The following is a 20,955-nucleotide window of genomic DNA, read 5'->3' on the forward strand; positions in this document are numbered from 1 at the left end:
CGAGTCGGATGACCGTGGTGCCGCCCGGGCCGGAGCGGTGGGATCGGAGCAGCGCAGGCGCGCAGGACGATCAGCAGGGAGAACGCCGTGGAACCCGACGACAGCACCGCTCCGCACCACGAGACCCCCGGTTTCGGAGACCCGGACCTCCCCCAGGAGGGGATCGTGAACACCGAGGGCGATCCCTCGGCGAACACGATGACCGGCCCGCAGAACCGCGTCCTGGAGGGACTGTTCCCGAACCAGATCGCCGCGCCCGCGACGGACATCAGCACGCAGCCGTTCTTCTGGTCCTCCTTCAACATCTCGCCGCGGCGGGTGCAGCGGGGAGGCTGGGCGCGCGAGCTCACGCAGGCCGACTTCGCGATCTCGAACGAGATCGCCGGCGTGAACATGTACCTCGAGGCCGGCGGGATCCGCGAGCTGCACTGGCACCAGAGCGCCGAGTGGGCGCTGATGACCAAGGGGAACTGCCGCATCACCACGCTCAGCCGCACCGGCCGGCCCAGCGTCGACGATGTGCAGGAGGGGGATCTCTGGTACTTCCCGCCCGGCCTGCCGCACTCCCTGCAGGGCCTCGGCCCGGACGGGGCGGAGTTCGTGCTCGCGTTCGACGACGGCGAGCAGTCCGAGAGCAACACGCTCCTGCTCACCGACTGGTTCGCGCACACGCCGCCTGACGTGCTGGCGAAGAACTTCGGCGTCGCGCAGGAGGTCTTCCGCGACATCCCGCTGCACGACCTCTGGATCTTCCCGGGCGACGTGCCCGGCGACCTCCAGGCCGACCGGGCCGCGGCCGGGGTGCAGGACGGCGACGAGGCGGTGATCTTCCGGCTCTCCCGCTCCGAGCCCGCGTACCAGAACAGCGGCGGCCGGATCCAGATCGCCGACAGCACGAACTTCCCGGCCTCGCGCACGGTCTCGGCCGCGCTGACGACCGTCGAGCCCGGCTCGATGCGCGAGCTGCACTGGCACCCCAACGCCGACGAGTGGCAGTACTACCTCCGCGGATCCGCTCGGATGACCGTCTTCAACACCGGCCCGCACGCCAACACGACCGACTTCCACGCCGGAGACGTGGGCGTCGTGCGCCGCAACTTCGGCCACTACGTGGAGAACACCGGCGACGACACGCTCGTCTACATCGAGACCTTCAAGAGCTCCCGCTACGAGGAGGTGTCGCTCGCCCAGTGGCTGAGCCACCTGCCGCCGTCGCTGGTCGCGCAGCACCTGAACATCCCGGAGGAGGTGCTGGCGACCTTCCCGCCAGGGACGCAGGGGATCACTCCGCTGCGCTGAGGGAGGGACGCGCTGAGGGGACGGGGACATGGCGGAGGATCACGAGGCGGCGCTCCTGCCGTGGGCGGGGAGGGCGGCGGTGCTGCTGGATCGGCACCTGCGCGTGCTGGCCGCGACTCCGCTCGCGCGGGCGCTCTCGCCCGCCTTCGCCCCAGGAGTGAGCATCGCCCGCTTCACCTTCCTGGACTCGTCCGAGGTCGAGGACCTGCCCTGCTGGGGCTCCGCCGCCGATCAGGTCGCGGCGATGCTCCGCGACTCGCTCGACCGGCACCGGGGGGACCGCGAGTTCCTGACGGTCGTCGGGGAGCTCTCGGCGAGGAGCCCGCGGTTCGCGGACTCGTGGGCGGCTGGAGCGGAGGCCGACGCACGCGGGTCGGTCGTGTTCCTCGACACCGCGGTCGGCTCCGTTCCGATGGACTACCGGCTGGTCCGGGACGGCGCGCGCCTCCTGCTCCTGTTCGAGGCGGGTGACGCGACGGATCGCGAGGCTCTCGCCCGGCTCGCGGCCACGCGTCAGGCGCCGGCCGAGGCGGCCAGCGCGGTGCCCGCCTCCGGAGCGGGCCGCAGCGAGGCGAGGACGTCGACGGCCGCAGCCGCCGGAGTCCCCGCTGCCGCGAGGTAGGTCACGACGTACCGGCCCGGAGCGCCGGCGAGCTCCAGGGTCTGCATCTCGAGGTCGAGCCAGCCGAACGGCTCGACGTGGACGCGGATCCACCGGTGGGTGAAGGGGCGGACCTGGTACTCGGCCCAGATCGACCGGAACAGCGGATTCTCGACCGAGCACTCGCCGACGATCTCGTGCAGCCGCGGATCGTCGGGGTCGCTGTAGAACCGCAGCGCGGCGATCAGCTCGCGGAAGACCTGGCCCCACGCCTGCAGCTGGTCCGGCGGGTCGCCGTCCGCCACGGCGCGCACGTAGCCGCGGGACGTGGAGAGCAGCATGTTGGCGCCGGGCACGCCCTTGTCGGGGGCGAGACGGCTCATCAGGTCGTTCGCGCCGAGGACGTCGAGGTTGCGGTCGAACGCGTACGCCGGGGTCCTCGGCCAGTGGGCGAGCAGCGACTCCGCGCCCTGGCCCGGCGGAGGGGAGTCGGGATCGCGCGGGCCGGGGCGCAGCCGGGCCAGCCGGAAGAGGTAGGCGCGCTCGAACTCGTCGAAGGCGAGCGCCTCGGCGAGGGCGTTCAGCACCTGGTCGGAGGGGGCGACGGCGTGCCCCTGCTCGACGCGGAGGTAGTAGTCGCGGCTGATCCGGGCGCGGTCGGCGACCTCCTCGCGGCGCAGGCCCGGCACCCGCCGCCGGGTGCCCGCGGTCGGCACGCCGACCTGCTCCGGCCGCAGCGCCGCCCGGCGAGCGCGGAGGAACTCCGCGAGGGGGCTGCGAGAGCTCATCGTGCGACTCCATCGGATCACCCGCCGCGTCGAGCGGCGGTCGTGCGGGGGTGGGGCCGTACCGGTCGTCCGGTGGGACACAGAGTACCGTCGGGCGCTCGCGGGGCCCACTGCCCTCCTGTGCCTCCTGCCCGGCGCCGACCGGGAGACGGGCGCTCGGGACGGTTCGACAGAGGGTGCGCTCCGGAGGGTTCCGACAGAGGGAGGAGAGCGCGGCCGCGCCCGGCGGTCAGCATGGGGTCCTCGGAACCCGTCCCTCAGGAGTCGCGATGACGATCAGTGCACTCTCCTCGCCGCCCGCGCACCCGAGCGCCCCCGAGGACGTGGTGGTCCGGATGCTGAGCTCGGCGTCGCCCGCGCGGGAGCGGCTCCTGGTGGTCGAGGGCGGGATCGGCTCGGGCCGGACGCACATGCTGCGCTCCGCCGCGGCCACCGCTCGCGCCGCCGGCTGCGAAGTCGTGGAGGTGCGGCCGGACCGGGGCGACGCCGTGATCGGCGCGTCCTCGCTCGCACTGTTCGCCACGCTGATCGGCCGTCTGCAGCGGGTGCGCGACTCCTCCGCCTCGCCCTGCGACCCCGGCTTCCTGATCGTCGTCGACGACTGGGAGCGGTTCGACGTCGCCGCCCGCGAGACCCTCCAGGCCCTGGTGACCCGGCTGGTCGACGAGGTCGGCGCCGCCTGCCTCCTCGCCACCGGCGACCGGCGCGTCCTCGCCGGCTGGGAGGGCCTCCGGCACCGTCGCACCGAGCCCCTCGACGCGGAGGCGGCCTGCGGCTTCCTGCGCGCCCACGGCGGCCGGCGGTCGCTCGCCGTCGAGGCGCGCCTGTTGCGGGTCGCGGAGGGGAATCCGCTGCTCCTCGACGTCCTCGGGCGGGCCTGGGCCGACGAGGACGCTCCCTCGCCCTTCCCGGTCTACCCGCGGCTCGAGCAGGCCGAGACCAGGGTGCTCGACCTGCTGGCTCCGCTGTCGGAGGAGTGCCGGGAGGCGCTCCTGGTCGCCGCGGTGGCGGGCGCCGAGTTCACGGAGAGCATCGGGTCGGCCCCCGGAGACGGGGACCGCGCCCTGGTGCAGGCGGGGATCCTGACGGCGGGCGGCCGTGCGTTCCGCGACCCGGTGGTCCGCGCGGTGGTGCTCTCGACGGCGTCGCCCCGAGCGCTGCGGGCGGCACGGAGGCGGCTCGCCGAGCGCCCGGAGTCGGCCCCGCACCTCCGCCTGCTGCTCGCGGCGGACGACGCGGCCGGGCCGGAGGAGCGGGCGCGGCTGCTGAGGGACGCGGCGGAGGAGCGACTCCGCGCGGGTCGGCCGCAGGAGGCGCTGCTCCTCTTCGCCGAGGCGCGGTCGAGTGCGCGCGGTGCTGCTCAGGAGGAGCTCGAGGCGCGCGCGGCCGCCGTCGCGGCCTTCACCGGCGACGCGGCGGCCCTCGAGCGGGTGGTCGAGCGCTCGCGGGAGGACGGCGGGGTTCTCGGGGCCGGCGTCGAGGCGGCGCGGCTGGCCGATGCGCTGCTCCGCACGGGGGACGTGGGCGGGGTCCGCCGCGCGGCCCTCCGGGGGCTCGGCGCTCGGGTGGGGCGTGGGGGCGCGGGAGTCGGTGGTGCCTCGCTCGCCGGCGGTGCCTCTCCAGTCGGCGGTGTCGCTCCCGCCGAGACCGACGCCTCCCGCGACGACGCCGGCAGCCTCTCCGCCGACCGCGTCGCCCCTCACGCCGCCGCCGACCTGCTGACGACCGTCCTCCACCTCGCCTGCATGCTCCGCAGCGATCCCGCGTGGTGGCAGGAGGCGCTCGCCGTCGGCGAGGAGCACCCCCTCGATCCTGTCCTGCGCCTCGTGGAGGCCTGCGTGCAGCCGGTCCCGGACGAGGAGTGGGAGCGTCGCCTGCGGCTCGCCGAGGACTCCGCGGTCACGGGCGACCCGTGGAAGACGGTCGCGCTGCACCTCGCCTGGTCGCTGCTCGAGGTCTCGGACGAGCGCCGCGACTGCCTCGCCGGGCTCCTCGACGGCGGGGAGGAGGCGGACGGCCTGCCCGGCGCCCTCGCCTTCCTCCGCCGCGGCACCACCGCACTCGACGGCGGTCGCCTCGACGACGCCTCGGCCGACCTCGACCGCGCCGCCGCCCGCGCCGACGACCTGCCCGCCGTGCGCGCGCTGATCGACGCGACTCGAGCCCGGGTCCACGCCGTGCAGGGCGACCGCGCACGCACCCTCGAGTGCGCCGAGCGCGCGACGGCCTGGGCGCTGCGGCACGGAGCGGCGTCGGTCGCGCGCGCCGCCGATCACGCCCTGTGCTCGCTCGACCTCGGCGGCGGCCGTTTCGAGGAGGCACACGCCCGCTCCTCCTCCCGCGCCGGCGGCGATCCGCTGGAGCTCCTCGACGCAGCCGAGGCCGCCTCGCGCCTCCGCCTGCCCGAGCACTGCGCCGAGCTGGCGACGGCCGCGGCGGACCTCGCCGCGCGGCCCCTCGCTCCCCGCGGGCGGATGCTCGCCCTCGCGGCGACCGCGGTCCTCGATCAGACCGGCGGCGCGGGCGCCCTCTTCGAGCGCTCCCTCGACCCGGCCTCCGAGGAGTGGCCGTTCGAGCGGGCGCGCGTCCAGCTCTGCCACGGCGAGTGGCTGCGCCGCCGGATGCGCCCGCTGGAGGCGCGCACCCGGTTCCGCCAGGCCGCCGCGGGATTCGCCGCGGTGGGGGCCGAGCTCTGGCTCGCCCGCGCCCAGCACGAGCTGCGGGCGGCGGGCGGAGCGGGGGAGGCGCCGGTCGCCGCCGACCTCAGCGAGCAGGAGCGGCGCGTGGTCTCTCTGGCCGCTGCCGGCCTGTCGAACAAGCAGATCGCCCAGCAGCTCTTCGTCTCGCCCCGCACCGTCAGCGGGCACCTGTACCGGATCTTCCCCAAGCTCGGGGTGACCTCGCGGGCCGGGCTCCGCGACGCGCTCCTCAGCCTCGAGGACGCCCGGAGCGCATGACGGAGCCGCAGGATCGAGTCATCCGACCTGGTGCTTGCCGCCGCGGGAGGCGCATGCTGAGCGCATGACGTCGCAGCAGATGATCGACCCCTCCGTCCCGCCGAGCGGCCCCGGCTGCGTCGAGTGCGAGCAGTCCGGCTCGTGGTGGCTGCACCTGCGCCGCTGCGCGCTCTGCGGGCACATCGGCTGCTGCGACGACTCGCTGAACCGCCACGCGACGGCCCACTACCACTCGACGGGCCACGCGGTCATCCGCAGCTTCGAGCCCGGCGAGGACTGGTTCTGGGACTACCGGACCGACGACTACGCCGACGGCCCCGCCCTGGCCGACCCGCAGAGCCACCCGGCGAGCCAGACCACCCCGGGGCCGAAGGACCGCGTGCCGCGCGACTGGCAGTACCTCCTCGCCGAGCGCGCCGAGCGCGCCGAGCGCGCCGAGCGCGCCGAGCGCGCCGAGCGCGCCGAGCGGGGCTGAGCCGCGCGCCTCCGCGGGAGCGCAGGACTTTCGCGAGAGTCCAGGAGTTGTCGCACTCGGCATCGACTGCGACAACTCCTGGACAGTCGCCGGCCGCCGGCTCCCTGCGCACGTCCGCAGGCGGCGTGCAGACAGAAGTCGCCGTGCTCGCGACCGACCACGGCGACTTCTGGATGGTCGCGGCGGCCCGCCGAGGAGCGATCGCCACGAGGTCCAGGAGTTGTCGCACTGGGCGTCGAGTGCGACAACTCTCGAGCAGTCGCGGCCGTCGGAGCCGCCGACACCCAACGCTTGTTTACAGGCGGCGTGCAGCCAGAAGTCGCCGTGCTCGCGACCGACCACGGCGACTTCTGGATGTTCGCGGCGGCCCGCCGAGGAGCGATCGCCACGAGAGTCCAGGAGTCGTCGCACTGGGCGTCGAGTGCGACAACTCTTGAGCAGTCGCGGGAGCAGGTCGGAGCCAGCTGCCCAGCCGGCGGCCGACGCCGCGCCTGATCGGCGTTCGTCAGCTCCAGACCCCGCCGGCCGGACCCCGCCCCGTCACCCCCTCTCGACCCCGTCCAGCGCTTCCGCCTCGGCGATCCGCAGCCGCATCTGCCGGTAGCGGTGGAACTGGTACACCCCGTGCAGCACCGCGAGGACGACCGCGGCCGCCATCCCGCACGCGATCGCGGGGACCTCGTCCGCGCCGCTCTGCGTCAGCGCGAGCGCGACTCCGGCGCCCGCCACGATCGAGTTGACCACCGCGATCGCCGAGGACATCGTGAAGAAGATGCCCCGCCAGCTCTGCCGTCGGCCGATCTCGAGCAGCTCGTTCGGCGCGTGGCGGCCGCGCGGCACCGCGAAGTAGGCGCCCGCGCCGGGCAGCAGCGTGCCGTAGTAGCGGCGGATGCGCTGGATGGCCGTCAGCGCGGCGATGTCCTCCATCGAGGTCTGCACCAGCCGCTCGTAGGTGAACACCCCCAGCAGCACGACGACCGGGATGATCACCGCGAGGAACCCCATCGCGTACCGGGTCGGGGCGAGGAAGCCGAAGGCCACGAGCGAGCTGGAGAGCATCGTCAGATAGAGCGAGGCGCGGCTGCTCGACTCCGTCACGGTGATGCCGCGCGCCGACTCCAGCACGAAGTGCTCGGTCAGCAGGGCGTTGAGGAACGCGGCCGGCCGGTCCGGGAGCGACGCGGCGGAGACGGCGGCCTCGGGCAGCGCGGGCGTGCGGGGAGGGTCCTCCTCGTCGAGGCGGTCGCTCGGCTCCGGATTCACGGCCGCACCTCTCGCGGGGACCGCACCTCTCGCGGGGCCGCCCCGCGGCGTCCGCTCTTCGAGTCATCCGACTCGCGCACCCGCTCCACCCGCGCGCCTACCGTCGGACGCGACGCCGAGCACCGCCACCGGGGCGCGTGCGCAGACACCGAAGGGCCGTTCATGACCGACACCCGCCACCTCCACTCGAACCAGCGAGACACCCTCGAGCGGCTGCTCGAGGACTCGCCGAGCCACAACGTCCTCTGGGCGGACGTGCTGACGCTGCTCGAGGCCGTCGGCACCGTCCACGAGAAGCACGACGGCGCCTTCTCGGTGACGGTCGGCTCGACGACCGAGACGCTCCACCGGCCGCACCACAAGGACGTGGACGAGCAGCAGCTCGTCGACCTGCGCCGCCTGCTCCGCGGAGCGGGGTACGGCGCATGAGCGCGGGGACGCCCGCCGACCTCACCGGGTCGGCGGCCGAGCGCCTCCGCCGGCTGGACGCGCTCGACGCCGGTGCGCTGACCGAGGAGTGGCTGCTGCGCCAGCTGCGCCTCGCGCTCGGGGATCTCGCCGCGCTCGAGCCGGCCGCCGAGGCCGAGCAGGAGCGGCGCGAGGACTTCTGATGCGGCGGGCGGCCGTCCGGGGGTGCACGCGGCCGGCACCCGGACGGCCGCCGGCCCGCACCCCGCAGCGCCGCCCCGCTCCGCCGCTCATCGCCCGGCCGCCACGGTGCGGGCGCGCAGCAGCACGCCGGCCGTCGCGGTCGCCGCCAGCACGAGCGCCGCGAACACCGTCAGCACGATCGTCGCGGCGACGAGGTTGAGCGCCGCTCCCGCCGCCAGTGCGGGCACCGCGAGTCCCGTGTACGCGACCAGGAACACCACCGCCAGGGTCTCGCCCCGGCGGGCGGGATCCGCGAGGGCGACCGCTGTGCCGATCGACCCCTTGAAGAGCAGCCCCACCCCGAAGCCCGAGACGACGGCGCCGGCGAGGAACACCCCCAGCTGCGGAGCGATCGCTCCGGCCGCGACCGCCGCGAGCCCGACCGCGCAGCCCGCCACCGCGATCGAGAGCTGCAGGCGCGTCCCCACCTTCACGAGCAGCAGCTGGCCGAGGGCCGCGGAGGCGAACACGGCGAAGGACGTCGCGCCGGCCAGCAGGTGGTCGCGCACCTGGAAGGTCTGCACCAGGAACGTCGGTGCGAGCGAGGTGAAGAGGCCGAGGACGGAGAAGGCCGAGAACGCTCCGAACGCCGCGAGCAGGAACGCCCGGCGCGCGTCCGCCGGCACCGAGAGCCGCTGCGGCCGGTAGGCGGGCGCCGTCTCCGGCACGTCGACCGTCTCGGGCACGAGGAGCAGCGCCAGGCCCGCCACGAGCAGCGCGACCAGGAACACCTGGTGCGGCAGGAGGAGCGGATCGGGCAGGAACTCGGCGAAGACCCCGCCGAGCAACGGGCCCAGCGAGAGTCCGCCGAGGTTCACCGCGCCCGAGATCGACGCGGCGACGATCGTGTTCTCGTCGGGCCGGGCGCGGGCGCGCAGCTCGCCGAGGTGGGCGGTCGCCGTGGCGGTGAGCATCCCGATGCTGACGCCGTTGACGAAGCGGGCGACGATCAGCCCCGGCACCTCCGTCGTCAGCGAGAAGAGCACGGCCGAGACCGCCGAGACGAGCACCGCGATCAGCAGCACTCGGCGGCGGCCGAGCCAGTCGCTGACGTGACCGGCGAGGTACAGGCTCACGATCACTCCGACCGCGTAGGCGGCGAAGACGACGGTGATCACGAACGGCGGGAAGCCGTCGAGCTGCTGGTAGAGCGGGTAGAGCGGAGTCGGCACCGTCGAGTACGCCATCACGAGCAGGAAGGTCGCGGCGACGATCCAGAAGCCGACGCCGTGGCGCACCGTCGGCAGCCGGCGGCTCACGAGGTCTCCTGCAGGTGGCGGTGGGCGAAGGTGACGGCCATCGCGCCCTCGCCGACGGCGGAGGCGACGCGCTTGACCGAGCTGCGGCGCACGTCCCCCGCGGCGAAGGAGCCGGGGACGCTGGTCTCGAGGTAGAACGGCGCCCGCTCGAGCGGCCAGTCGGGAGCGGCGTGCTCGCCGGCGAGGTCCGGTCCCGTCACGAGGTAGCCGCCGGAGTCGCGGACGATCGCGGTCTCCGCCGCCCACGTCGTGTCCGGCTCGCCGCCGATGCAGACGAAGAGGTGGGAGGTGGCGAGCGCCCCGTGCGCGCCGGTCGCCGAGTTCTCGACCTCGATCGACTCGAGGGCGTCGGCGCCGTGCAGGCGGGTGACGCGCGAGTCGAGGAGGATCGTCACGTTCGGCTGCCGGACGACGCGCTCCGCGAGGTAGGAGGAGAGGCTGTCGGCCAGATCCGGGCCGCGGACCAGCATGGTCACGTGCCGCGCGTGCGCCGAGAGGTTCATCACGGCCTGCCCGGCCGAGTTGCCGCCTCCGACGACCACGACGTCCTCGCCCTCGCAGAGCGGCGCCTCGCTCGTGCCGGCACCGTAGTAGAGGCCGACGCCGAGCAGCTCGTCCTCGCGCTCGAGGCCGAGCCGGCGCCACTGGATGCCCGTGGCGCAGATGTTGGTGCGGGCGACGACGGTCGTCCCGTCGGCGAGCAGCGCGTGGATCCGGTCGTCGGCGAAGCGCCCGCGGATCCCCTCGCGCATCCGCAGCAGCTCGGCGCCGAACGAGACGGCCTGCTGCCGCGCGCGCTCGGCCAGATCGGCTCCCGCGATCCCGTGCGGGAAGCCGAGGTAGTTCTCGATCAGGCTGCTGGAGCCGGCCTGCCCGCCGATCGCCGAGCGCTCGAGGACCACGACCTTCAGCCCCTCCGAGGCGGCGTACACGGCGGCCGAGAGCCCGGCCGGGCCGGCTCCGTAGATGGAGAGGTCGTACTCCGCGAGCCGCGGCGAGCCCACCCAGCCGAGCCGGGCCGCGACCTCGGCGAGCGTCGGATCGGAGGCGCGGCTGCCGTCCGGGAACACCACGAGGGGGAGCGACGCGGTGGCGAGCGGATGCCCGGCGACGGCGAGGCACTGCTCGTCCGTGTCGATCGGCGTCCACGAGAACGAGACGACGCTGCGCGAGAGGAGGTCGCGGATCTCCCACGCGTCGCGGCTCTCGCGCCGCCCGTAGAGGCGGACCTGCGGGAGGTCCCCGGCCACGGTCACGAGGCCCGCCGCCGCTCGAGCCCGTCGCGGAACTTCATCAGCTTGAGGCAGAGGTGCAGCGTGCTGCGGGCGAGGCCGTCGTCGAGCGCCTCCCGGACCGCCTCGGGCAGGTTGTCGAGGCGGTAGTAGAGCGTGGTGCGGTGGATGTGGAGGAGCCCGCACGCCTCCCGCACGCTGCCGCGCACGTCGAGGTAGGCCTCGACCGTCCGCCGCTGCACCTCGTCGCCCCGCTCGAGCAGCATCGCCGCGGCCGGCGAGAGCATGGCGAGCTGCGAGCTGTCCGCCCCGATCGAGGCGAGGAGCACCCAGGCCCCGAGCTCGGCGATGTCGGCCCGGCCGCGGCCGTCGGGCAGGGAGCCGACGATGGTCGCCGCGAGGGCGGCCCGCTCGGCGGTCGGGAGGAGGTCGTCGTCGCGGACGTCGAAGCGCGCCGAGCCGATCGCGTCGACGGCCGTGCCGCGGCCGCGCGCCTCCGCCCGCAGGACGTCGTCCGCCTCCGCGGCGGCCTCGGGCGCCTCCACGCTCACGAAGAACAGCACGCCCTCCTGGTCGCCGAGGAACGTCAGCCCGGAGGCGGCGCTCGCGTCGATCCGCCGCGCCAGCGCCGTCCGCTGGAGGGAGCCGGTCGGGCCGGTCAGCCGCACCGCGCGGACCACGGTCTGGGCGTCACGGCGCAGCCAGCGGCGCTCGACCGCCTCGGCGAAGGAGGCGCGCCGGGTGCCGCCGTCGGCCGCCAGGAGCGCCGCGAGGACGTCCGCGCGCCGGGAGCTGCCGCCCGCCCGCGTCGAGGGGCCGAGGAGGCGGCGGATCGCTCCGACGGCCGCATCGATGAGCGAGTACTCGGCCGGAGTGAGCGGCGCGGGCCGCTCCCGGGGGAGGAGGAGGGTCGCGAGCCGGCCCCGCGGATCCTGGACGGGGAACACCCCGTCGCGGGGCGCCTCCTCGCGCGCGCGCGTCGCCACCAGTACCCGGCTCGAGGCGTCCTCGATCGTCACCGGGCGGTCGAGAGCCTGGGCGAGCTCGTCGGCGAGGTCCTGCAGAGTCATCGGCGGGGATCCGTGTGAGGGGCCATGCCGTGATCCTCGCGGAGGGAGCCCTCTCGAAGCGTGGCCCTTCCAGGCCCACCTTCCGCGTCGGCTCCGCTGCCGGCCGCGATGAGGCGCTCAGCCTCCGCTGCCGGGGCGGTCCCCGGGGATCCCGTCCGCGAGGAGGCGGTCGAGGACGTCCGGCCAGTCGAGCAGGACGCCGATGTGGCCTCGACCGGACCGGATCGTGAGCTCCGCAGCCGGGTGGAGGCGGCGGATCCGCTCCGCGTGGGCCACCGGGACCACCCTGTCCGCGGCGCCGTGGAGGAGGAGGACCGGCGCCGCCAGGCGCGAGAGGTCGACTCCCCAGGGCATGACGAGGGCGAGGTCGTCGTCGACGCTCCCGCCCTGTTCGAGCTCCGAGGCGCGTCCGGCCTCTGCGCCGAGCGCCGTCAGCGGGCCGTCGAGGGCCGAGTAGTCGTCACCGGTGAACTGCTCCGGATCGAAGCGGGCAGTCGCCCCCCCACTCCTCGCGCGCAGCCCGGCCGTCGCGCGCGCTGCGGAGAGCGCCCGGATCCTGCATGCCGTCGAACCACGCTCCGTCGTCACTGAAGGGCGCCGGGCTGCCGAACGTCGCGACGCCCAGGACGCGATCACCTCCGAGAGCCCCGACGGCCAGCGCGTGCGGGCCGCCGCCGGAGTAGCCCGTCACCACGAAGCGCTCGATCCCGAGCAGGTCGGCGACGCGGAGCACATCGGCGGCCGCATCCGCGATGCTCCGTCCGGGAGCGCGCATCGAGCCGCCGAAGCCGGGACGGGCGACGGAGACGAGCCGGATGCCGCGCGCCGCAGCGGCGTCGACGTGGGGAGCGAGGAGTGCGCCGGTGTGCGGTGTCCCTCCGCACCAGACGACGACAGCGCGGGGGGCTCGAGTGCCGAGGAAGTCGTGGGCGACGAGCGTGCGCGAGTCGACGCGGAACTCGTGCCGGGACGTAGCGGCGCGTCCGGTCATGGAGGAACGGTAGCCGCAAGTCGAGGGCAGTGCGCGTCGCCCGGCCCGACCGGGATGCGACGTCTCGTCGTAGGGTCGACGGGAGGGTCGGTGGACCCTCGGACGGGAGGGGTCCGCATGTCGATCGACGAGGTGTCCGACGGGATCGAGGCCGCCGCCGCGCTGCCGCACGTGCGCTCCGGCTTCTCCGGCGCGACACCGTACGGGATCGCGCAGCGCTTCGCCGCGGGGGAGCTGACGCGGGAGCAGGCCGTCGACGAGCTCGGCCGCTGGCGCTACCGGCCCGGATCGCCGAGCGACGGCTTCGACTGGACGACCCTCGACCCGGGGGAGTTCGAGGAGGTCCGCCGGGCCCTGTCCCATGGTCTGCTCGACGACGCGATGTACGACGAGATCCTCGACCGGTACAGCGGGCAGGGCTCCTCCGGCGAGAGCGCGGCGTCCGCGGAGGAGAGCGCATGAGCGCCGGCCCCCTCGACCTCGCCTTCACCGCCCCGATCGGTGTCGCCGTGAAGGGCGACCTCTGGTCGTGCGTCGAGGTGCCCGGCTCCGTCGAGCTGCTCGGCACAGGGAGGTCGGTGAAGGTGGTCGCCACCGTCGACGGCGAGCCGGTGACCGCGGGCCTGCTGCCGAACGGCACCGGCGGTCACATGCTGTCGATCAGCGCGAAACTGCGGAAGACGATCGGCAAGGACCTCGGCGACGTCGTCACCGTCCACCTGACCGAGCGCCTGAGCTGAGCCGTCCGGCTGGCCCCGATGCGCGTGCGGATGGTTGACTCGACGGATGCGGAATCGAGTCCTGTTCGTCGTCGGGGTCACAGCGATGTTCGTCGCGCTGGTGCTGAGGCTGGTGTGGCCGGCCGGTGAATTCGCCTCCGGCTTCTCGCTCGCCCTGCAGCTGAGCGGCATCCTGCTCCTCCTGGTCTACGGGGTGAAGCACGTCACGGGGCGGCCGCGCCGGAGCTGAGCTCCGGAATCGGAGAGAGACCCGTGAGCGGAGCGGAGGAGCCGGCCTGGGCGGATCCGGAGCCGGAGGTCCACCGGGCGCTCGCGCGGTGGGCGGCGGAGTGCGCGGAGCGCGCCCTCCCGGCGTTCGAGGAGTGGGACCCGGACGATCCCCGGCCCCGGCGCGCGCTCGACGTCCTCCTCGCGTGGGAGCGGGGCGAGGCTCCGATGACGGAGTGCCGCTCGGCGGCCTTCGCGGCGCACGCCGCAGCCCGCGCCGCGACGCAGGCGGGCGAGCCGGCCGCCACCGCTGCCGCGCGGGCGGCCGGGCAGGCCGCAGCCGTCGCGCACATGGTCGATCACTGCTCGCACGCCGCCGTGTACGCCGCGAAGGCGGTCGGACTCCGGGGGAGCGACGCCGACCGGGACGCGGAGCGCCGTCACCAGTGGCAGGGCCTCGACCCCGCGCTGCGCTCCCTCGGCTTCCCGAAGGGGCTGTGACGCCGGCCCGGTGCACCTCACCGGGTCGGCGCCCGCGCGCTCAGCGGTGCGCGGGTCGGAGCCCCAGCAGCGTGTCGACGACCACGAAGGCCGCAAGGCTCGCCCCCAGGAGCGGGAGGAACAGCCCGACCGCGGCGGCGACGACCAGGACGGACGCGACTCCCCACCACGGCGCGCGCCGGAGCGCTCCCCGGGCCGGCGGGGTGCCGCCGAGCCGCCGGGGGCCGCGGGTGGGGCGGCGCTTCCACCACATCAGGTACCCGAGCACGACCATCGTGGCGATGCCGGCCGCGGTGACGAACAGCAGCAGCTGGTTGGGCAGCCCGAACATCGAGCCCATGTGCGTGTCGATGCCCCAGCGGGAGAGCTTGGCGACGAGGCCGAAGTCGGCGAAGTCGACCCGGTCGACGACCTGCATCGTGCTCCCGTCGATCGCGACGCCGTCGACCTCGGTCGGGAAGCTGCGCTGGATCTCCTGCACGACCCAGGCCGAGCCCTCCGCCGCGGGCGGCCGGATCTCGACCAGTCCCGTGTTCACGTTGACCTCGCGGGCGACCGAGAGCACCGAGTCGTAGGCGGCCGGAGAGTAGCCCGCCGTCGACTCGACGGCGTCGCCGGTGGCCGCGCCGTGTCCGGCGTGCCCGGCGTGCTCGTCGGCCACCTCGCCGGTCCGGTCGCCGAGCGTCGTCCCCAGCGAGGGCGTGGTCCAGCCGACTGCGGAGCGGAGGGTCTCGAAGTTCCCGCCTCCGTAGAGCGACCAGGTGATGCCTGTGGTCGAGAGGAACAGGGCGCCGACGAGCAGCCAGACGCCGGTGGAGGCGTGCCAGGAGAACAGGCGCTTGTAGCCGGTGGTCCTCGGCGCGGGGCGCAGCAGGTCCCTCTTCACGCGGGCGCGGCGGAGGCGGATGATCCAGAGGCCCAGGCCGGCGAGGGCGACGACCCCCAGCCACGAGGCGGCGAGCTCGCTGTAGGAGCGGCCCACGTCCCCGAGGTGCAGCGTCCGGTGCAGGTCGCTGATCCAGGTCCGCAACGGCAGGGCGCCGCTGGTGCCGTAGGCGGTGAGGTCGCCGCGGACGTCGGCGGTGGCCGGGTCGATGAAGACCGCGCGGGTCTCGCTGGCGCCGAGCGCCGGGTCCGCGTACATCACCCGGGTGGTGTCGCCGGGGTTCGGGGCGGGGCGGACGGCGACGATGCTCTGCCCGCCTCCGGTGTACGCGTCGGCGGCGTCGATCTGGTCGGCCAGGGGCAGGTAGGTGTCCGCTTCGGGGGCGTGCAGCTCCTGCGCGTAGACGACCTGCTCGAGCTGCGGGGTGAGTGCGTAGAGCGCTCCGCTGGTCGCGGCGACGAGGATGAACGGCCCGACGAACAGGGCGGCGGAGAAGTGCAGGCGGAGCAGCAGCTGTCCGAGCCAGCCTCCGCTGCTTCTGCGCGGCGGGGGCGGGGTGTCGGCGGAGTCGCGGGGTCTCGTGGCGGTGGTGGTCATGCTTCTGGTCCTTCGGTGCTGTGGCGGGTGCCGGTGAGGGTCAGAGGAGGGTGTCGCCGATGTAGCCGCCCTCGACGCAGCCCGGCGGGATCGCGAAGACGGCGGAGCCGATCGGCGTCGTCCACTCGTTGAGCAGGTCCAGCTCGTCCAGTCGCATCTGGATCGGCACGAACTGCGCGGTGACGTCGGCCTGGTACGCCGCGAAGATCAGCCCGGAGTTCGAGATGTCCTCGCCCGTCGGGGTGTCGTCGTAGTTGTAGGCGCGGCGGTGGAAGCGCTCGGCGGTGTTCTCCGAGCGGGCGCGCCTCATGTGCGAGAACTCCGGGATCACCGGGAAGCCGATGGCCGTCGTCGCCTCGAAGTCGGGCTCGTCGGCCTCCGCCGTCCCGGTGAGGGGCGCGCCGTTCGCGAGGGTCCGCCCGACGGACTGCTCGCGGCCGCTGCGGTCCAGGCGGTCCCACTTGTCGAGGTCCATCCGGATCCGGCGCAGCACCAGCCCGGTGCCGCCGGCCAGCCAGCCGTCGCGGACCCAGACCAGCTCGTCGAAGTCGACGTCCTCGGGGCGCGGATTGACGGTCCCGTCGACCTGGCCGAACAGGTTCCGCATCGTGGTGCCGGCCTTCTCGGAGCCGTGCGCCCGGCGGAATCCGGTCTGGGTCCAGCGGACGGTCGCGAAGGTGCGGGTGTTCTTCAGCAGCATCCGCAGCGCGTGCGCGATCGTGAACGCGTCGTCGGCGTGGAACTGCAGCAGCAGGTCCCCGTCGTTCCACTGCTCCTCGAGCCGGTCGATCCCGAACGCGGGCAGCGGTGCCAGCCAGGCCGGCTTCGCCGCATCGCCGGCCGCGAGGGACACGAGCCTCGGCCCGAACCCGAAGGTCACGGTGAGGCGGGCGGGGACCACGCCGAGCTCGGGCTCGGAGTCGGCCAGGGCCGGCTGCCCCTGGGTGAGGCGCGCGGCGTCGTCGGACAGGATGCGCAGCATCCGCCGCAGCCCGTCCCGGTCGGTGCTCTCGCGCAGATCGAGGGCGACGAAGGTCGCGTGCGCCTGCGGTGTCGCGGCGATCCCCGCCTGGTGCGCACCGTGGAAGGGGATCGTCTCGTCGCCGTTCAGCGCCGCGGCCGCTGCCGGCGCAGCGCCGCCGCGGCCGAGCAGCTGGTCCGCTCCGATCGCACCGGCCGCGCCGATGCCGGCGACTGCTCCGCCGAGGAGGAGCCGTCGCCGGCTGACGGCGCTGCGCGGGCGCTCGTCGGCGCCGTGGCCGGTCTCGCGGTCCTCGCTCATCAGCCCTCTCCGCCCATGTCCATGTCCATGTCGCCGCCCTCGTAGTCCTCGTTCGCGCCGGCGTAGTCGCGCGCCGGGACGGTGAACTCCGTCGTGGAGTCGTCCGAGAAGGTGAGGGTGACGGTGACCTCGTCTCCGGCGACGATCGGCGCGGTGAGGTCCATCAGCATGATGTGGTTCCCGCCGGGGGCGAGCTCGAGGCTGCCGCCGGCGGGGATCGTGAAGCCGCTCTCCTTGGCGCGCATCACCATCTCGCCCGACTCGTTCGCCACGGTCTCGTGCAGCTCCAGCTCGGAGGACGCGGCGGAGGTGGCGGACACGACGGTGACGTCCTCGGTGCCGGAGTTCTCCAGCTCACCGAACGCGGCGGACATGCCGGAGTCGGCGGCCTTCACCCAGCCGTCGGTGATGCTCACCTCGGTCGCGGCGGGCGCGACCTCGGCGGAGGGGCTGCCGGAGGCTCCGGCACTGCAGCCGGTCAGGGCGAGCAGGGCTGCGGCCGAGAGGGCGGAGAGGGTGGTGACGTGTCGAGTGCGCATGGTGTGGCGCCTTCCTGTGAAGTGGTGCGGTGGGTGGAGGACGTCGGCGGTCACGACGACGTCCGGTCTTCGGTGGTGGTCGAGGGCCGCCCGCGGCGGCGGGTGATCAGGAGGAAGGCCGCGACGGCGAGGACCGCGCCGGTCAGACCGATGAGAACCGGTCGGAGGACGTCCGGCGGGGCCTGCGAGGAGGCGGCTGCGACGACGGTCGGCTCGATGGTCGGGGTGGATTCCGCCACGGCCGCGGCCTGCGCCGAGGCGCCGTCGCCGACGGTGAAGGGGACGACGCCCGCGATCGGGTGGCCGTCGGCGGAGACCACCCGCCACTTGAGGTCGTAGGAGCCGCCCGGAAGCGCCGCCTCGAGCGGAGCGGTGACCGTCGAGTCGGTCAGCTCGACCGGGCCGGACACGTGGTCGATGCCGTCCATGTCGGTGACGAGGACCAGCGCGCCGATCGTGAGGACGTCCTCGGAGTACGTCAGCGTCACCTCCGCGGGCGAGTTCGTGAAGTGCTCACCGGAGCCGGGAGTGCTGCTGATCAGCTGGTCGTGCGCCTGGACGGGCCCGGCCGTCCCGATCAGGACGCCCGCCAGGGCGAGGGCTGCCAGCGCGGCGGGAAGCCGTCGCAGGGGTCGAGAGGTCATCGGTCGGTCTCCTTCGTGGTGGTCGGACGGGGAGTGCTCCAGCTGTCGAGCCGGTTCAGACGGTCGTTGTAGGCGGTGAGCTCGGCCTCGCCGTCGCGGTCGGCGCGCCGGTCGTAGCGCTTCGCGGTCCTCTCCTCGGAGCGCACCCACTGCGCGACCACGACGAGGGCGATCAGCACCATCGGGATCTCGCCCGCCGACCAGGCGATCCCTCCGCCGACGCCCTGGTCGGCGAGCAGCGCCTCCGTGTCGGTGTACCCGAGCGCGGTCCACCAGGACGCGGCCAGCACGGTGGTCTGCGACATGATCGCCAGGCCGAAGAAGGCGTGGAACGCCAGCGTCGCGAGCATCACCAGCAGCCTCAGCACGTGGCCGGGCCGGTTCGGGCCGGGGTCGACGCCGATCAGGACCCAGAAGAAGAGGTAGCCCGTGGCGAGGAAGTGCAGGGTCATCAGGACGTGGCCCTGGTGGCTGAACATCGCCCACTCGAACCAGCCGGTGTAGTAGAAGACGACCAGGCTGCCGGCGAAGAGCACGGCGGCGACGGGCGCCCGCGACAGCACGGCGAGGTAGCGGGAGTGCACGACGGCGAGGATCCACTCGCGCAGCCCGCGCCCGCCGTCGCGGCGCACCGGCAGCACCCGCAGAGCGAGCAGCACCGGTCCGCCGAGCACGAGCAGCGGCGGCACGACCATCATCAGCAGCATGTGCTGGATCATGTGGGTGCTGAAGTGCACCTGCCCGTACACGGCCGGGCCGCCGCTGGTCGTGTAGGCGAGGGCCGCGCAGCCGGCCACCCAGGCGACGGTGCGCCCGAGCGGCCAGGCGTCGCCGCGGCGCCGCAGCCTCAGGACCGCCGACACGTAGAGGGCGGCGCCGACGACCGCGATCCCGAGCCAGACGGCGTCGAGGTGCCACTGGTCGAGCATCCGCTCGGGTGTGACCTCGGGCGGGTAGCGGAAGCCGAGCAGACTGCGCCGGACGTCTCCGCTGATCGGGTCCTGCGAGACCGGCGGCGCGCTGTTCGAGAGCGCCACCGAGACGCCGATGGTCAGCGCCATCACCACCACCTCGCCGACCGCGACCGCGACGAACGCGCGGCGGTCGGCCGGGTCGGCGCGCAGCCGCGGGATCAGCCGCAGCCGGTGCCCGAGGCCCGCGCCGCCGAGGGCGAGCAGCGCGACGGCCTTGACGATCAGCAGCTGCCCGTAGGGCGTGCCCAGGTCGTCGAGGTCCTCGATCCGGAGCGACGCGTTCACCAGACCCGAGAAGGCGACCGCCCCGAGCGCCCAGCCGGCCAGCACCGAGTAGCGCGCGACGACCACGCCGAGCTGGGCGCCGACGGTCCGCCGCAGCAGGATCACCGCGGCGAGCCCGCCGGCCCAGGCCGTCACTCCGATCAGGTGCACGGCCAGGCTGTTCACCGCGTTCGCGTGCTCGTCGGCGCCGGCGGCGTGCCCGGACAGCGAGAGGGGGAGCAGCGCCAGCACTGCGATCGCGGTCGCCGCCGCCACCCAGGCCAGCCGCCGCGAGAACAGGGTGAGGAGGAGGACGGCCGTCGCGCACGCCGTCGAGGCCACGAGCGTCTGCCCCAGCTCGATCCGCGTGGCGTAGAACACGAGCTGCGTCCGGAAGCCCGGCGCGTCCAGCGGCTGCCCGATCGTGTTCGCCGCCGTGAACACGAGGACAGCGATCGCGGACGCCACCCAGACCGCGGCCGACCAGGTCGCCCAGCGCAGGGCGCGGTTCTGCGAGTACGAGACGACGCCCGGCGCGATGCGCTGCCCGGGCAGCAGGAAGGTGGCCGCGGTGAGCAGGCCGATGGTCAGCGACGCGGCGGAGTCGTGCAGGACCCGCGCGATCGGCAGGCCCCGCGTCACCAGGTCGCCGGGGTCGATCAGCCGCGTCTCCACCGAGAACGCCCCGGTGTACGACAGGCCCAGCAGGGCGACGGCGACCGCCGCCGGTATCGCGAGCAGGAGGGACGCCTCCGCCCCGCGGAGAGGAGCGGCGAGCGGCCGCTGAGGCGGGAGGAGGTCGTCGTCGACCGATGTCGATGCTTGTGCCACAGGCGTGGCTCCCTTCAGGGGCGTCCCCGAGGGGACGCTCCACTGACCCCTCCGCCGGCGCGCAGGAGCGCCGGGCCAGGACGATCCGTCCGGGAGGAGTCGCCGAGACGCCGACCGGCCGGCGTCCCTCGGAGACCCCTGCGGGGGAGGAGACGGGTCGGTCAGACGCCGCGGAGACCTCCGGGGAGGTCCTCGCCGCGGCTCGCGTCGATGATCAGGAGGCGGGCTGCAGAGGGGGGCCGCGCCGCAGCGCCGCCTGGGGGAAGACGCCCGAGGCGAGGGGGAGCACGTCGCGCAGCTCGAAGGAGGAGCGTCGCGCGGGTCGAGGAGCGGTCGCCGGAGTCGGCAGGACCCGCACCAGGCGGGTGACGAGGTGGCTCGTCGTCGCGGCGACCCTGACGAGGAGGGACTCGCCGCGGTGGAGCGCCGCGGTCGTCGCGACGGCGGCGACGAGGTGCGCCGCCCACATCGAGGAGCCGGTCATCCCGCTGTGCGTCATCGCCGCGCTGACGTCGATCACGGCACCGTGGTGCGCGTGCAGGGTCGGCGCATCGACCGGCCCCGCGAAGGTCCCGATCGTGAAGAGCGTGTGGAACAGGAACTGGCTGACTCCGACCGAGACCGCCAGGCGCACCAGGGAGAGCCTGCGCCCGGCGAGCGCCACGCACACCAGGACCGACAGGACGAGCGGCATCGCGACACCGAGCGGACCCGGGATCTGGCCGCCGCCGGCCACGTGCGAGAACAGCGCGACGAGCGTCGCCACCGTCGCCGCGACGACACCCCGGAGGGTGCGCAGCGGGCGCGACGACGACATCTTCCCAGTGTCGCAGACGCCTCCTTCCCGCGGAGGACCGCTCCCGGGCGAGAGGGGCGGCCGGCCGACGGTTCCTCTCAGCGGGCC

At 74.4% G+C, this 20,955-nt stretch carries 23 protein-coding genes; 10 read left to right on the forward strand and 13 right to left on the reverse strand.

The window, feature by feature from the left end:
* Nucleotides 1–87 precede the first annotated feature (87 nt).
* Together GTU71_RS13595 and GTU71_RS13600 are read left to right on the forward strand one after the other, a co-directional pair.
* The gene (locus tag GTU71_RS13595; protein WP_244230563.1) at nucleotides 88–1,299 is read left to right on the forward strand and encodes a cupin domain-containing protein; all 1,212 of its coding nucleotides are present in this window, start codon (nucleotides 88–90) and stop codon (nucleotides 1,297–1,299) included.
* Between the two features lie 28 nt (nucleotides 1,300–1,327).
* Entirely contained in the window at nucleotides 1,328–1,921 is a 594-nt protein-coding gene (locus GTU71_RS13600; protein ID WP_159940543.1) for a hypothetical protein, read from the forward strand.
* On the opposite strand, the gene GTU71_RS13605 is transcribed toward GTU71_RS13600, so the two are convergent.
* Nucleotides 1,813–2,688: a helix-turn-helix transcriptional regulator gene (locus GTU71_RS13605; protein ID WP_159940545.1), complete on the reverse strand. Its 876-nt coding sequence runs from the start codon at nucleotides 2,686–2,688 to the stop codon at nucleotides 1,813–1,815. The genes GTU71_RS13600 and GTU71_RS13605 overlap by 109 nt on opposite strands.
* 269 nt (nucleotides 2,689–2,957) lie before the next feature.
* On the opposite strand from GTU71_RS13605, the gene GTU71_RS13610 reads away from it, so the two are divergent.
* A complete protein-coding gene (locus GTU71_RS13610) occupies nucleotides 2,958–5,645 on the forward strand; it encodes a LuxR C-terminal-related transcriptional regulator (RefSeq protein ID WP_159940547.1) in 2,688 nt (895 codons plus the stop codon).
* 64 nt (nucleotides 5,646–5,709) lie between these two features.
* Nucleotides 5,710–6,120, forward strand: a complete 411-nt coding sequence (locus GTU71_RS13615) for a UBP-type zinc finger domain-containing protein (RefSeq protein WP_159940549.1) — start codon at nucleotides 5,710–5,712, stop codon at nucleotides 6,118–6,120.
* A gap of 540 nt (nucleotides 6,121–6,660) precedes the next feature.
* Here the strand turns inward: GTU71_RS13615 and GTU71_RS13620 are convergent.
* The gene (locus tag GTU71_RS13620; RefSeq protein ID WP_159940551.1) at nucleotides 6,661–7,383 is read right to left on the reverse strand and encodes a hypothetical protein; all 723 of its coding nucleotides are present in this window, start codon (nucleotides 7,381–7,383) and stop codon (nucleotides 6,661–6,663) included.
* 162 nt (nucleotides 7,384–7,545) lie between these two features.
* On the opposite strand from GTU71_RS13620, the gene GTU71_RS13625 reads away from it, so the two are divergent.
* Both GTU71_RS13625 and GTU71_RS13630 read left to right on the forward strand, forming a co-directional pair.
* Nucleotides 7,546–7,812: a hypothetical protein gene (locus tag GTU71_RS13625; RefSeq protein ID WP_104257441.1), complete on the forward strand. Its 267-nt coding sequence runs from the start codon at nucleotides 7,546–7,548 to the stop codon at nucleotides 7,810–7,812.
* A complete protein-coding gene (locus tag GTU71_RS13630; protein WP_104224778.1) occupies nucleotides 7,809–7,994 on the forward strand; it encodes a hypothetical protein in 186 nt (61 codons plus the stop codon). Before GTU71_RS13625 ends, GTU71_RS13630 begins: the two co-directional genes overlap by 4 nt.
* A gap of 87 nt (nucleotides 7,995–8,081) precedes the next feature.
* On the opposite strand, the gene GTU71_RS13635 is transcribed toward GTU71_RS13630, so the two are convergent.
* From GTU71_RS13635 to GTU71_RS13655, 5 genes are all read right to left on the reverse strand, one after another.
* On the reverse strand, nucleotides 8,082–9,293 hold the full coding sequence (locus tag GTU71_RS13635) for an MFS transporter (RefSeq protein WP_244230564.1): 1,212 nt from the start codon (nucleotides 9,291–9,293) through the stop codon (nucleotides 8,082–8,084).
* Nucleotides 9,290–10,549, reverse strand: coding sequence for an FAD-dependent oxidoreductase (locus tag GTU71_RS13640; protein WP_208543589.1), 1,260 nt, complete (start codon nucleotides 10,547–10,549; stop codon nucleotides 9,290–9,292). The genes GTU71_RS13635 and GTU71_RS13640 overlap by 4 nt, the downstream gene beginning before the upstream one ends.
* On the reverse strand, nucleotides 10,546–11,595 hold the full coding sequence (locus tag GTU71_RS13645; RefSeq protein WP_159940553.1) for a helix-turn-helix domain-containing protein: 1,050 nt from the start codon (nucleotides 11,593–11,595) through the stop codon (nucleotides 10,546–10,548). The genes GTU71_RS13640 and GTU71_RS13645 overlap by 4 nt, the downstream gene beginning before the upstream one ends.
* Nucleotides 11,596–11,712: 117 nt before the next feature.
* On the reverse strand, nucleotides 11,713–11,949 hold the full coding sequence (locus GTU71_RS13650) for a hypothetical protein (RefSeq protein ID WP_159940555.1): 237 nt from the start codon (nucleotides 11,947–11,949) through the stop codon (nucleotides 11,713–11,715).
* A 106-nt stretch (nucleotides 11,950–12,055) separates the two neighbouring features.
* A complete protein-coding gene (locus GTU71_RS13655) occupies nucleotides 12,056–12,586 on the reverse strand; it encodes an alpha/beta fold hydrolase (protein ID WP_159940557.1) in 531 nt (176 codons plus the stop codon).
* A gap of 117 nt (nucleotides 12,587–12,703) precedes the next feature.
* On the opposite strand from GTU71_RS13655, the gene GTU71_RS13660 reads away from it, so the two are divergent.
* From GTU71_RS13660 to GTU71_RS13675, 4 genes are read left to right on the forward strand one after another with little or no spacing between them, the layout of a single operon-like run.
* Nucleotides 12,704–13,048, forward strand: a complete 345-nt coding sequence (locus GTU71_RS13660; protein WP_159940559.1) for a hypothetical protein — start codon at nucleotides 12,704–12,706, stop codon at nucleotides 13,046–13,048.
* Nucleotides 13,045–13,326: a DUF1905 domain-containing protein gene (locus GTU71_RS13665; RefSeq protein WP_104224783.1), complete on the forward strand. Its 282-nt coding sequence runs from the start codon at nucleotides 13,045–13,047 to the stop codon at nucleotides 13,324–13,326. The genes GTU71_RS13660 and GTU71_RS13665 overlap by 4 nt, the downstream gene beginning before the upstream one ends.
* A gap of 46 nt (nucleotides 13,327–13,372) precedes the next feature.
* Nucleotides 13,373–13,555 carry a hypothetical protein gene (locus tag GTU71_RS13670; RefSeq protein ID WP_104263394.1) on the forward strand — a complete coding sequence of 61 codons (183 nt, stop codon included), beginning with the start codon at nucleotides 13,373–13,375 and terminating at the stop codon, nucleotides 13,553–13,555.
* Nucleotides 13,556–13,578: 23 nt separating this feature from the next.
* The gene (locus GTU71_RS13675) at nucleotides 13,579–14,034 is read left to right on the forward strand and encodes a putative immunity protein (RefSeq protein WP_159940561.1); all 456 of its coding nucleotides are present in this window, start codon (nucleotides 13,579–13,581) and stop codon (nucleotides 14,032–14,034) included.
* A gap of 40 nt (nucleotides 14,035–14,074) precedes the next feature.
* Here the strand turns inward: GTU71_RS13675 and GTU71_RS13680 are convergent, their stop codons facing one another.
* The 6 genes from GTU71_RS13680 to GTU71_RS13705 form a co-directional block, all read right to left on the reverse strand.
* The gene (locus GTU71_RS13680) at nucleotides 14,075–15,517 is read right to left on the reverse strand and encodes a PepSY-associated TM helix domain-containing protein (protein WP_159940563.1); all 1,443 of its coding nucleotides are present in this window, start codon (nucleotides 15,515–15,517) and stop codon (nucleotides 14,075–14,077) included.
* A gap of 40 nt (nucleotides 15,518–15,557) precedes the next feature.
* Complete coding sequence (locus GTU71_RS13685; RefSeq protein ID WP_159940565.1) at nucleotides 15,558–16,799, reverse strand: Dyp-type peroxidase; 1,242 nt, start codon at nucleotides 16,797–16,799, stop codon at nucleotides 15,558–15,560.
* Nucleotides 16,799–17,338 carry a copper chaperone PCu(A)C gene (locus tag GTU71_RS13690; RefSeq protein ID WP_159940567.1) on the reverse strand — a complete coding sequence of 180 codons (540 nt, stop codon included), beginning with the start codon at nucleotides 17,336–17,338 and terminating at the stop codon, nucleotides 16,799–16,801. The genes GTU71_RS13685 and GTU71_RS13690 overlap by 1 nt, the downstream gene beginning before the upstream one ends.
* 50 nt (nucleotides 17,339–17,388) lie before the next feature.
* On the reverse strand, nucleotides 17,389–17,982 hold the full coding sequence (locus GTU71_RS13695; protein ID WP_159940569.1) for a copper resistance protein CopC: 594 nt from the start codon (nucleotides 17,980–17,982) through the stop codon (nucleotides 17,389–17,391).
* Complete coding sequence (locus GTU71_RS13700) at nucleotides 17,979–20,051, reverse strand: cytochrome c oxidase assembly protein (protein WP_244230565.1); 2,073 nt, start codon at nucleotides 20,049–20,051, stop codon at nucleotides 17,979–17,981. The genes GTU71_RS13695 and GTU71_RS13700 overlap by 4 nt, the downstream gene beginning before the upstream one ends.
* A 214-nt stretch (nucleotides 20,052–20,265) precedes the next feature.
* Nucleotides 20,266–20,868: a hypothetical protein gene (locus GTU71_RS13705; RefSeq protein WP_159940571.1), complete on the reverse strand. Its 603-nt coding sequence runs from the start codon at nucleotides 20,866–20,868 to the stop codon at nucleotides 20,266–20,268.
* Nucleotides 20,869–20,955: the final 87 nt, after the last annotated feature.

Origin of the sequence: Rathayibacter sp. VKM Ac-2762, assembly GCF_009866585.1 — a bacterium.
Lineage (GTDB): Bacteria > Actinomycetota > Actinomycetes > Actinomycetales > Microbacteriaceae > Rathayibacter.